At 35.9% G+C, this 12,203-nt stretch carries 11 protein-coding genes, 1 tRNA gene and 1 other annotated feature; of the genes, 4 read left to right on the forward strand and 8 right to left on the reverse strand.

The window, feature by feature from the left end:
- Nucleotides 1-51 precede the first annotated feature (51 nt).
- The 4 genes from Q0K80_RS04205 to Q0K80_RS04220 all read left to right on the forward strand — a co-directional run bounded on the left by Q0K80_RS04205 (nucleotide 52) and on the right by Q0K80_RS04220 (nucleotide 3,765).
- A complete protein-coding gene (locus Q0K80_RS04205) occupies nucleotides 52-1,620 on the forward strand; it encodes a PTS transporter subunit EIIC (protein WP_294603548.1) in 1,569 nt (522 codons plus the stop codon).
- 11 nt (nucleotides 1,621-1,631) lie between these two features.
- A complete protein-coding gene (locus Q0K80_RS04210) occupies nucleotides 1,632-2,825 on the forward strand; it encodes a MalY/PatB family protein (RefSeq protein ID WP_294603551.1) in 1,194 nt (397 codons plus the stop codon).
- Nucleotides 2,800-3,324, forward strand: a complete 525-nt coding sequence (locus Q0K80_RS04215; protein WP_294603554.1) for a PTS glucose transporter subunit IIA — start codon at nucleotides 2,800-2,802, stop codon at nucleotides 3,322-3,324. Before Q0K80_RS04210 ends, Q0K80_RS04215 begins: the two co-directional genes overlap by 26 nt.
- Nucleotides 3,325-3,528: 204 nt before the next feature.
- Nucleotides 3,529-3,765, forward strand: a complete 237-nt coding sequence (locus Q0K80_RS04220) for a DUF2188 domain-containing protein (RefSeq protein WP_294603556.1) — start codon at nucleotides 3,529-3,531, stop codon at nucleotides 3,763-3,765.
- 310 nt (nucleotides 3,766-4,075) lie between these two features.
- Here the strand turns inward: Q0K80_RS04220 and Q0K80_RS04225 are convergent.
- The 8 genes from Q0K80_RS04225 to Q0K80_RS04260 all read right to left on the reverse strand — a co-directional run bounded on the left by Q0K80_RS04225 (nucleotide 4,076) and on the right by Q0K80_RS04260 (nucleotide 12,156).
- A tRNA-Arg gene (locus tag Q0K80_RS04225) sits at nucleotides 4,076-4,148 on the reverse strand.
- A gap of 53 nt (nucleotides 4,149-4,201) precedes the next feature.
- Nucleotides 4,202-5,530, reverse strand: coding sequence for a PTS transporter subunit EIIC (locus tag Q0K80_RS04230; RefSeq protein ID WP_294603558.1), 1,329 nt, complete (start codon nucleotides 5,528-5,530; stop codon nucleotides 4,202-4,204).
- Nucleotides 5,527-6,762 (reverse strand): DEAD/DEAH box helicase, encoded by a 1,236-nt coding sequence (locus Q0K80_RS04235; protein ID WP_294603570.1) that lies wholly within the window; start codon nucleotides 6,760-6,762, stop codon nucleotides 5,527-5,529. The genes Q0K80_RS04230 and Q0K80_RS04235 overlap by 4 nt, the downstream gene beginning before the upstream one ends.
- Nucleotides 6,759-7,466, reverse strand: a complete 708-nt coding sequence (locus Q0K80_RS04240) for a GH25 family lysozyme (protein ID WP_294603561.1) — start codon at nucleotides 7,464-7,466, stop codon at nucleotides 6,759-6,761. Before Q0K80_RS04240 ends, Q0K80_RS04235 begins: the two co-directional genes overlap by 4 nt.
- Nucleotides 7,467-7,601: 135 nt before the next feature.
- On the reverse strand, nucleotides 7,602-8,603 hold the full coding sequence (locus tag Q0K80_RS04245; protein ID WP_294603564.1) for a D-2-hydroxyacid dehydrogenase: 1,002 nt from the start codon (nucleotides 8,601-8,603) through the stop codon (nucleotides 7,602-7,604).
- A gap of 157 nt (nucleotides 8,604-8,760) precedes the next feature.
- Nucleotides 8,761-9,132, reverse strand: coding sequence for a pyridoxamine 5'-phosphate oxidase family protein (locus tag Q0K80_RS04250; protein ID WP_294603566.1), 372 nt, complete (start codon nucleotides 9,130-9,132; stop codon nucleotides 8,761-8,763).
- 94 nt (nucleotides 9,133-9,226) lie between these two features.
- On the reverse strand, nucleotides 9,227-10,411 hold the full coding sequence (locus tag Q0K80_RS04255; RefSeq protein ID WP_294603567.1) for an amidohydrolase family protein: 1,185 nt from the start codon (nucleotides 10,409-10,411) through the stop codon (nucleotides 9,227-9,229).
- Nucleotides 10,412-10,458: 47 nt separating this feature from the next.
- Nucleotides 10,459-10,698, reverse strand: a binding site (T-box leader).
- Nucleotides 10,699-11,670: 972 nt separating this feature from the next.
- The gene (locus Q0K80_RS04260) at nucleotides 11,671-12,156 is read right to left on the reverse strand and encodes a prolyl-tRNA synthetase associated domain-containing protein (protein ID WP_294603568.1); all 486 of its coding nucleotides are present in this window, start codon (nucleotides 12,154-12,156) and stop codon (nucleotides 11,671-11,673) included.
- Between the last annotated feature and the right edge of the window lie 47 nt (nucleotides 12,157-12,203).

A 12,203-nucleotide genomic window follows, 5' to 3' on the forward strand; every position in this document is an offset into this window, starting at 1 on the left:
TGTGTGCAGTTGTTGGGTATTTTTTTATTAAATATTGAGAAAGGAAATCATATGGAACAACCTATCAAAAAGGAAAGCATGAAAACTAGAGTTTATGCTTTCTTGCAAGACTTAGGAAAATCGTTTATGTTCCCAATTGCTACATTATCTGCAATGGGAATTCTAGTGGGAATTGGTAGTGCCTTTACGGCTCCGCCAATGATGGCAAGATTTTCATTTTTACAAAATCATATTGTTAATGTCATTTTTAATTTTATAAATACTGTGGGCAGTTTTGGCTTCACCTATCTTCCTGTAATGTTTGCTATGGCTTTGCCTTTTGGCTTAGCCAAAAGAAATAAAGGTGTCGGTGCCATAGCAGCTCTAGCTGGATATATTTCCATGAACATGGGAATTAATTTTATGCTGGGGCAGCAGCATAAGCTTGCCCCAGCTAACAAAATGCAGGCAATGGGCCAAGCTAACGTTTTAGGAATCCAAAGTCTGGAAATGGGAGTCCTAGGTGGTATCTTGGTTGGTTTGATCACTTATTACTTACTTGAAAAATATCAAGAGATCAAATTACCTGACGCCTTCTCGTTCTTCGGCGGAATCAGATTTGTGCCAATTATCTCGGTAATAGTTGAGTCTTTCGTAGGTTTGATCATTCCTTTTATTTGGCCGACTTTTCAAAGTGGAATCGTTGCTTTGGGACACTTAATTCAAAATGCAGGTGTCTTTGGTCCGTTTCTATACGGTATCGCCCTATCCATTTTAAAATTAATGGGTTTACACCACATTTTACTTGCAATGATTAGGTTTACGGATGCTGGCGGTACAGCAATTGTTAAAGGAAAAGTTGTAACAGGTGCTTTAAACATCTTTTATGCACAACTAAATGCGGGAGTTCCAATTTCTCACAAAGCAACAGCCTTCCTTTCACAAGGATTCATGCCAACATTCATGTTTGGTTTACCAGCTATTTGTCTGGCAATCTATGTTACAGCCAAACCAGAAAATCGCAACAGAATTAAGGGATTGCTTCTTTCTGCTACCCTAATAGCCTTTGTTTCCGGAATTTCTGAACCGACTGAATACCTGTTTCTATTTATAGCACCCATGCTATATGTATTTCACACTATTCTGCAAGGTTTATCACTTTCAGTAATGATGATTGCCGGTGCATGTATGGGTAACACTGATGGTGGTGTATTAGACTGGATTTTATTCGGCTGGCTTCAACCTAACTCTAAATGGTGGGTTTTAATTCCAATTGGACTAATCTGGTTTGCAATATACTTTTTCTTCTTCCGCTGGTACATTTTAAAATACAATGTTAAGACGCCGGGTCGTGAAGGCGAAGGTGACGTAGTAATGACACAGAATAACGGTATTTATGATCCAAAAGTCATCTTAGAAGCTCTTGGCGGTCAAAGCAATATTGTTTCTCTTGACAATTGTGTTACCCGACTCAGACTAGAAGTAAATGATCCGTCTAAAATAGATGAAGACAAGCTTAAACAATCTGGTGCGCTTGCAGTTATGAAGGCAGAAAAATCTGTCCAAGTAGTTTACGGAGCACAAGTACAAAGTGTTAAAGACGGCGTAGAAAAATTAATGAATAACGGTATAACGGCTTAATGAGGAGAAAAATGGAAAAATATGATTTTGATTCATTAGCAGACAGAACTATTGATAATGCACGAAAATGGGATAATAAAATTGTTCATAGCAAATTTCCCAAGGTCAGGGATGATTTTATTCCACTTTGGATTGCGGACATGGATTTTAAGGCAGCGCCTGAAATTAGAAAATCTTTAGCCAAAGTCGCAAATAATGGGGCCTATGGCTACACCTACTCTACAGAACGCTGGTACCAAAGTGTAATTAATTGGCAACTTAAAAAGCATAATAATCATGTAGAACATGATTGGATTAGCTTAGGCTACGGCACTGTACCGAATATGCATATTATTGTTCAGGCTTTACTAAAACCGACTGACTCCATTTTATTAAACACCCCGGTCTATGGTCCTTTTGCTTACGCTGCAGAACACAATGATAGAAAGGTAATTTGTGTTCCTTTAAAAAACATTAATAACAGATATTACCTTGATTGGGAAAAAATTGAGTATGAAATGAAAGCAAAACACCCAAAATTAACTTTTTTCTGTAATCCTCATAACCCTTCAGGCAGAGTCTGGAGTAAAGACGAAATTACTCATATGGCACAACTTTGCCAGAAATATGACGTTTTATTAGTTTCAGACGAAGTTCACTCTGAACAAATAATGAAAGGCCCATTTACCAGCTCTTTACAATTAGACAAGCAGTATCTTGATAATCTGGTAATGTTCACATCACCTAATAAAGCATTTAATTTAGGTGGTTTAAAACTATCATATTCCATAATTCCTAATCCTAAGATTCGTGAGCAGTTTCGGCAACAATATGTGCGAAATTCAGTAACATCGCCAAATGTACCAGGTCAAGTGGCTATGGTCACTGCTTATGAAAAGTGTGATGAATGGCTAAAGCAATGTACCGCTTATATCAAGGAAAATCTTAAAATTACTCAAGAAGCGATTGCTAGTTCTTTTCCCGGTTGGAAAATGATGGATATGGAATCTTCGTACTTACCTTGGGTTGACATTTCCGCAAGTGGAATAGATATGCATACAATTGCGCAAGTAATGGCAGAAAAAGCCGGAGTTGTAGTAGGTATTGGTGATGACTATGTTGCTAATGCAGACAACTTTTTGAGATTAAATTTAGGAACTTCACACGCTGTTATCGAAGAAGCCATGACAAGAATGGCTGATGTATGGCAAACAATGTATCAATAAAGGTTTAAAAATGGTAAGTTTATTTAAAAAATTATTTACAAAAAAAATTAATATTCAAGCTCCTATGACGGGTGAGTTAATTCCACTTTCTTCTGTTCCGGATGAAGTATTTTCAACAAAAGTAATGGGTGATGGTTTTGCCATTAAACCTACTGAAAATAAACTTTTTTCCCCTATCAGTGGAACCGTACTTTCTGTCTTTCCCACTAAGCATGCAATTACATTTAGCACAGATGACGGAATTCAAGTTCTTTTACATTTAGGAATTGATACAGTTGAGCTGAAAGGCGCACCTTTCAATATCTTAGTACATGAGGGAGAACACATATCTGCCGGTGATGAAATTGGAGCGATGGATATTGACCAAATAATTAAAGCCGGAAAGTCTACTGAAATAATAATAGTTATTACAAATATGGAAAAACTTAAAAGCATAGATAGAGTATCTAATACCAATGTCAGTCATGGTGATAAAATAGGTGCTTTAAATTTAAATTGATTTAATATTTAGGTATTTAAAAAAGTTATAAAAAAGCTGATATCTCAGTCATGTAATTCATGATTTCACTTTATCAGCTTTTTTATGTATTAATTTTTAGACTAGCAAAATAATATTTAATAAATAATATAAACTAAAATGTGTATTCTTTCACATCTACCCTTAATTCGCTGTATAATTATTTTGAAAAGAGGTGAATAAATTATGGGTAAAGAAGAAGTCACTAAAAATGTTTGGGTTACTACTCACGGTGATAAATGGGCTGTCAAAATTGCTGGCAGCGACGAAATATCTAAAGTCTTTGAGCGTAAAGCTGATGCTTTAGCATACGCTAAAGATTTGGCTAAAAAAGAAAAAACCGAACTAATTAGTCAAAAAAGAAATGGCCGCATTAATCTAAAGAATTCCTATGGTCATGACAATCCAAACACTCCAGGTTAGATTTTATTATCGTCATTTATCTTAAATCATTTGCATATTTTATCTAGATCTGACATTATAATTTATCTTTATTTCTCAAACAAAAATATAAATTTTCATATTTACTTAAATAACAAATTTTTCAAACTTTAGTCTGATTATCTTCTTGATAGTCAGACTTTTTAAATGTTATTGATTATAGTTAATAGTAGCCTCTATTACCGTGATACTATTTTCACTACTTGTGATATAAAAAAATAACTTTGATAAGTCAGTTAACAACTGAACTCAAAGTTATACAACTAATATCAATAATCACTGATGTATCAAATGACCCCGGTGAGATTCGAACTCACCTCTACGGTTTAGGAGACCATTGTTCTATCCAGATAAACTACAGGGTCGCAATAAATTAACTTTACCAAATTTGAGCGATAAAAGCCAATTTTTTTAGTAATTAATATTGACGAGTAAAATATGGTTGTGGCGTGTTAGAATCAGCGATTTTATCAGCCGCAAAAACAAATGGTGTCCATATTGCCAAAGCAATTAACATGTTAATAATGGATAGTACAATTGCACGCCAATCATAATTGCAAGCTAAAAATGGCCCAATAATTGGTGGCACAACTGTCGGTACCGCCACTTGCACCGGATTAACTAAGTTCATCATACTTACACCATAAGCAAAGGCCACATTAACTAGAGGTGCAACCACAAATGGGATAAAGTACACAGGATTGAGCACCACAGGCAACCCAAAAATAATTGGCTCGTTAATATTAAAAATTCCTGGAGCCAGCGCAACTTTGGCAATCGTGCGATAATCGCTGCGTTTTGAAAAAAGCAGAATAGCTACAATCAACATTAATGTGCCACCAGCTCCACCAAACCAAGCAAAAACATCGAATGAGCCGCGAACCCAAATAAAAGGCGCTTCTGTTCCCGCGCGAGCAGCGGTAACATTGACATTTTGTGCAGTTAGCCAGATTGAATCTAAAATCGGAGCCCAAACGCTTAAGCCATTGAAACCAAAAAAGCTGAAGATTTGCACTAATAAGGTCACAAGCATCACCATACCAAAACCTTGACCCAATTTTACCAGTGGAGTTTGGATTGAATTAAGGAGCCAATTGCCAAAGAAAGTGCCCGTAATTGTCTGAAAAACAAAGTTAATCATACCAACGCAAAAGATGGCAATGATAGCAGGAATAAGTGAGTCAAAAGCCATTTGTTCCGCATAAGGCAAATTGGCCGACAAGTGAAGCTTAATGCGCGCTCTAAAACAAATTGCAAAAATTGTTACGCCAATTGTTCCAAACAAAATGGCGGTAAAAATTCCCGTAGTTGAAAATTGAGAGATATTAAAAGCTTTGTGAATGGGGATTATTTTGCCGTTAACTTTAAGTTTAGTTAGGTTGGCGATACTCATTGCTAAAGATGATAATGAAACTATTGCTCCAGCAAACGGATCAACTTCCATGCTTTTAGCTAAATGATAACCTAAAGACATTGACAAAAAGAGCGCAAATAAGGCAAATGTCCCCCGCCAGACAACGTTGCAGACTAAAGAAAGAGGCTGCATAGCCCACGCAAAAGTTTTCCAACCTAATTCGGTTTTGGCGGCAGCAATTAAGCTCTTAACCAGGACGGATACTGAACCGGCAATGGTGATGGGCATCACGGAAACAAACGCATCCCTTAATGCTACCAGCCAGTGAGTTTGCCCTAATTTATTTGCTAAAGGCAAAACATAGTCTTCCAGCCAAGTAACTAATCGACTCATTTTTGCTCCTTTCTTTTTAAATAATGAGGATGATACCCCTTGTTCTTATTTTTACGCTTTTTATGTTTTTCTTTTGCAGCAACATTCTGCTTTTTTTCATTTATGTCCTGTTTTTTAATTTCCTTTTTACGTGGCACTTTAGTAGACAAATGAAAGCCGGCAAAATATACCCGTTCAATTTTAACACTTTGAGCAAGTAATTTCTTCAGATCACGAAAGTCGTGATCATCCCCTATGCTTACCACGAATCCCTTTGCGCCCATGCGGCCAGTTCGACCGGCACGGTGCATATACGTGTTAAACTCACTCGGAATATCGTAATTTACCACATAAGTAACACCAGGAATATCTAAACCACGAGCCGCTAAATCCGTTGCTAATAATAACTTGATTTTACCAACTCTAAAATCATTCAAAGTAATTGCTCTATTTTGCTTGCCAAAATCATTAGCCAAGATACCAAACTTAGTTTTAGTATGTGCTAAAATGCCTGCAAAATGCATCATTGTTTGGTTGGAATCAAAAAACAAAATTCCTTTAAAGCCGTCAAGACGCATTAAGCGCTGAATAAAATCAATTTTATGAGCATTATCTATTTGCAAGAAATAATTTGCTATGGTTGATTTCTGTTTTGGTCTGACATCAATTGTAATAAACTTACGGGCAAAAATATCTTCTGCTTGTTTGGTTATTTCAGACTCTGTAGCCCCAAAAAGTAAAATTTGCGCATCCGCCGTTAAATTTTGCCCTAAAGCACTCAACAATTCCATTTTATTAAACTCTAAAACATCGTCAGCTTCGTCGATAACTAAAGTCTTTATTTGATTAACTTTAATGCGATTAGCAGAAAAGAAATCGAAAAAACGTCCTGGTGTGGCAACTACTACTTCAGGGTGTTTTTTCTTCAAGTTGTCTTCCTGCCGCTTGCGATTGCCAGCACCTACAAGCGTTATGCCCGTTAAATCAAGGGCATTAATAAATGGATTAAGAGCGTGCCGAATTTGCACAGCCAGCTCTGTTGTGGGAGCAATAATTACTAAACTATTCGGCTTTCCTTTTTCCAGCTTTTCTAATGAAGGCAAAGCATAAGCCAAGGTCTTTCCCGTTCCTGTCTTAGCAAGAGCTATACAACTTGCACCATTTAAAATAGAGGTACGCGTTTCTTGCTGAATCAAAGTTGGTTCAGTCATTTTTAATCTGGTTAAAACTGCTTGAATTTCTTTTTTCATTATTGTGTTAACTGTCCGTATTTTTCTTTGTACTGGGTAACCGTGCCATTGTATGTTAACATAACTACCCCGTCTTCTAAGTTCTTAACTGATTTTACCCGTCCGTTATTGGTATAACGCCAAAACGAATACTGCATTTTATCCGGTGCTTTTTTCCCACCAGTAATAAATTGCACATCATGCGGAAAATACTTTTTGTATCTCACAGCAACATCTACTATGACCCGTTTATTCAGTCTTAAAAGCATACCGGTAAATTGTGCCATTTGCTTGATATATGCTATATCATAGTTATCAATTGCTGGTTCAATCAGGATTGGTAAACTACCGGTATCGGTGCCTACTTTTTTCAAAAAATATTGGTAATGTTGCATGGGTGTAGATTCATTACTGTAAGCAATCACTGTCCCAAAAGCTAATTTTGTTCCTAATACTTGATCCCGATATATTAAATAATCATCGTCAAAGTATGACCGCCCCTGGGTGCTTCGCAAATAAACAAATGAAATGCCGTTGGCTTGCAGCTCATGTAAGTCAACATAGCCATAATCCTGATTTAATTCCACACCGATTGCACTCGCATTACCATTTGGCGGCAGAGTAGTTTGATTACGCATATTAGCAATACCCGTGAGAAGAAGAGCGATTGCAACAACGAGCAAAATTAAAATCGCGGGTAACGTAAACTTATGATGAAACCTTTTCATCTTTTTCTCCGATAATTTTTCCACACCTGTACATTATAGCAATTTTTCTGCTATACTTGCCAACTACAATCTTAACAATAAAAAAGTGACCGGCTTTACAGTCGGTCAACTTTTAAACTAAAAATAAACTATGAGCTATTCTTCAACTAAGTAAACTGGTTTTTGACCATTTAATACACGTTTAACGTCTGTCATACTGTGTTCAATCATGTTTTTGACGGAAGTCTTCGTGTAGTATGCAGAATGAGGCGTAAAGACTACATTAGGCATTTTAGCTAATTCTTGGTAATCTGCAGGTAATTCAGAAATATCATTGAACTTCTTCATGACAATTGCTTCTTCACCAGTCATAACATCCAATGAAGCTCCAGCAATTTCTTTATTCTTGAGCGCTGCAATCAGATCGTGATTATTAACCAGAGGACCTCTAGCCGCATTAATCAAATATGCAGTATTCTTCATTTCCTTAAATTGCTTGGCACTGATCATATCTTCCATTGAAGGGTCTAAAGGCGTATGAAGGGTCAAGATATCAGCATTTTTAACGACGGTATCAAAGTCTGTATACTCTAAAAATGCCTCATTAGCAGGATTTTCTACCAAGTCGTAGCCAATCACTTTAGCGCCCAATGCATGAAACATTTCCGCCACACAAGAACCAATACGACCAACACCAATGATACCGACAGTCTGGTTATAGATCTCATCACTCATTAGATCTTCTTCACGAACAAAGTTAAGATGTTCCCTTTCATTGTTTAAAATAGGACCCCATTTTCTTAACAAGTACATTGCAGAAGTCAGAGTATTTTCAGCAACTGCTCGCGGGGAATAGGCTGGTGTATTAGTAACGATCATATGATATTTATGAACAAAGTCAAAATTGACGATATTATAGCCAACAGACCTTAAAGCAATCTGTTTGATACCATAAGAGCTTAGTTTACGATAGACCTCTTCCTCATCTATATCAAAGACCTGCAAAACACTGACAACATCATAACCTTGCGCCATCTCCACAGTCTTAGCATCAAGCTTGTCATCAGTTGTTACTAAATCATCTTCTGGATGATTTTTGTTCCACTTATCTACATAGACCTTTTGCTCCGGGGTCATATTGTAAAGTAAAGCTTTCATTATTAATCCTCCTTTTTTGGATAAAAAATTATATCTCTTATTGTATCTAAAATTAAGATAAAATTAAAGATAAATTTAAAAAAGAGTGATTAATAATTTTTGCTTAAAAAATAAACTGGAAGACGATTTTAGATTTAGACAAGTGTTTGGTTTGGTATTATATCTTTTGCTCAATCTGATCAATTTTGACTTGCAAAACTTCACGCATCCAAGGAAAACGACTTTTCATTTCGTCAAATTCTGGTCCTTCAGCAAAAAATTGACCGGTTCCCTTAACATGAAAACCAGCTCCGGGTCCAGCTGTACCCTCAACTTTTTTAGAACCCATAGTTAACAGCACATGATTATCTTTGGCAAAATCGTTCTCAATGCTGTGCATGCCAGCAGCCGGAATATATAGACAGTTCTTTTCCTCGTCTACTTTCACATAGGACATCCAAGTGTTCACGACACTGGCAGGATTAGCATTAATAGTAACAATGGTAACAGGTCCTTCATCATTCATGACATCTAAAAATTTTTGATTCATTTTTTCTCCTCCCAAAAATTAAAAGAAGCTGCTTTTTAGTAGCTTCTTTTATTATGGAACGTTTGTTCGAAATCACAAAATTATATGCTTATATTTAGTAAGCTCTCTTACCCTTTTTATAAACTGCCTTATCCTTTTGGACAACCGCACTAATTTTTTCAAGTGGGTTTTCATCAAGTACCAAAAAGTCTGCGTATTTGCCCTCTTCAAGCGAACCATATTCATCCGCAATTTTAAGTAGTTTGGCAGAATTATAACTGGTTTCCAAAGCTTCAAAATTAGTGAAGCCTTGTTCTACCAGTAAAGGCAATTCTTGTGGAGTCATCGTGAAGTCATTAAATGGAGTTCCAGCATCAGTACCCAGAGTGATTTTGACACCAGCATTTTTGGCCTTAGTAATATTGCCGCGTAAATCTTTCCACGCTGCCGCAATTTTATTCATTTCCCAATCTGGAATTTTACCTGGAGCATATTCGATGAATGCCCAAGCTCCAACTATTGTTGGCGTCAAATATGTTCCTTTTTCAATCATCAGTTTAATTTCTTCATCATTAACGTAAAAGCCGTGTTCAATACTGTCAACGCCAGCCTTAATCGCATTCAAAATTCCAGGATTTCCTTCCGCATGTGCGGCTACAGTTAAGCCCTTGTGGTGAGCTTCTTCTACTGCAACGTGCATTTCAGCTTCACTTAGTTGGGGATCATCAAGAGAATCGTTTTCAGTCATTACGCCACCAGTAGCCATGACTTTGATTGCCTTGGCACCAGCTTTAATTCCTTGACGAACAGCTTTACGCATTTCATCTGGTGAATCAACCAGCACACCAAAATTAGGCAAATCACCGTGTCCACCAGTCATAGAGAATGGGTGCCCTGCTGGCACGATTTCTGGTACCTTAGTTAACTTATTTTTCTTAATTAAATTATTAAGAGCAATATCAATATTATAAGTGCTGCCACATTCACGAATATAAGTCACACCAGATTTCAATAAATCATGCAAATGTTTTACTGCACGCACTGTAGAGGACACTACGTCAGTTTCACTGCCACCATCAGGGGTCAAAGGATCCATAATAATATGTGTATGGCAATTGATTAAACCCGGGATCACATATTTATTTTGTAAATCTACCGTCTGATCAGCCTCAGGTGCAATACCCTCACCTATTTTGGTAATCTTGCCACTATCATCATCAACCACCAACGTGGTATTAGATTGAATTTTATCATCAATCCCGTTAAACAAATTAACGTTAGTGTAAGCAGTTTTAGTCATCTAAAAACCTCCATATTTTGTATAAAAAAAGCACTCATCCTTTTCTTCTTAAGGACGAGTGCTCGCGTTACCACCTTTTATTCATTTATTACTCACGTAATAAACCTCATTAACTATCAAACAATAGCTTGCAAAAATAACGGATGCAACTCCGCTATTGGCTGATTATCACCAATAGACATCAATTAGAAGCCCATGTTCACTACATATTGCTAGCTGACTTTCACCAACTTATCAGCTCTCTTTATTAGTAATAAAATAGTTACTCTGCTTTGCAAGATGTTTGCTATTTAATTGACTTTTAATCTATCATTTTTTCTTAATTATGTCAACTCCATAAAAGAAAAATAAGGATTAGGCAGTACTCTTCCAGGGGTATAGCATAAATAACTTTACTAAAAAGCAGTAAAAATTATTCGCTAAAACGACTTTTTCGTTTTAGTCATGCTTTACTGATGCTTTTAAAATAATAGTCTCGTTTAACATGATGATATTGCTTTTATTTAGTTTATTGCTAAGTAATTAATAACTTCTTTACTGCCCGCACCTCCAAATACGACTTTAAAATTGGTTATTAATACCTCTATTAAATGTTTAGTCAGAATGCTAATAATTAATCTATCCCTACTCATATGCGTTTTATTATAAAATTAGTTTTTAATCAGCTTTTTCCCGAGTAACCGACTAACAATCCTTTTTCCTGAAAGGGGGTAAAATATAGCCTCAACTTTTTGCTATAATCAATCGCTATTTTATTTGAACGTTGATGAGATATTAGCAGATTTATCTAGAAATGACCTAAAATATATATTAAAAATCATTGACTAAATAAATACTTTATATTCCAAATTAAACAACAGTTTTTTGAAAATTTAGGTTTATACACAAGAAAGAAAGATACTTTAAATAATACAAGATAAAGTTACATATTTTTGAATCATTATCACAGTTAAACTTATAACTACTTTTTAACATCAGCTTTGTTACCATCATTAGCTGCGTTCAGGTCTTTAATTCTTTGTGCATTTAAAGCAATATCATAGTCCTGATCGGAGATTAACGGCAACGAAAAAGATTTTACAATGAAAGAGAAAATAATTTAACCAATTAAATTCACAAATAAAAATATTTACCTTTTGTTAATAATTTAATGGTATTTATTTAATAAATATATACAAACAAATTACTCGTATGTCTTTAACATAAAAAAGACACAAATTACAAATTTGCATCTTAATATGCAGCAGTTATTGTTTGGGCTACATTTTCACCACTTTGACTGGGTTGCCCAAGTTCTTTATGACAGCGAGCAAATCTTGCGGATCTAGCCAAATAGTGGCTGTATTATCGTTGGGATGAACAGCAATTCTAGGCTGGTCTCTAAAATATGAATCTAAGTAAAAGGAGATTTCATGGTGAGAATCTTTTAACAAACCCAAAGGTGTGACGGAGCCAGGTTCTAGGCCTAATTTTTCTTTTAAATCCTTTGGCGAGGCAAAGCTAAGCCTGCGGATGCCATTTTCTTCACGAAATTGCTGTAAGTTGACTCTTTTATCGCCCTTAATCGTCAAAAGATAATAGTTACGTTTTTTATCATCCCTCACAAACAGATTTTTAGCATCTGCTTCAGGGTGCGGCAGAGCAATTTTTTCCATTTCTGCCATATTATAAACAGCCTGGTGCTCTACTATCTCATATTTAATTCCAAGTTGATCTAGATAATGTAATGTTTCGTTTTTGTTCATTTGGTATTATTTTCTTAATAGATGCTGTTTGGAATTTTACTTCATAA

It is taken from the genome of uncultured Lactobacillus sp. (assembly GCF_945290125.1).
GTDB lineage: Bacteria > Bacillota > Bacilli > Lactobacillales > Lactobacillaceae > Lactobacillus > Lactobacillus rizhaonensis.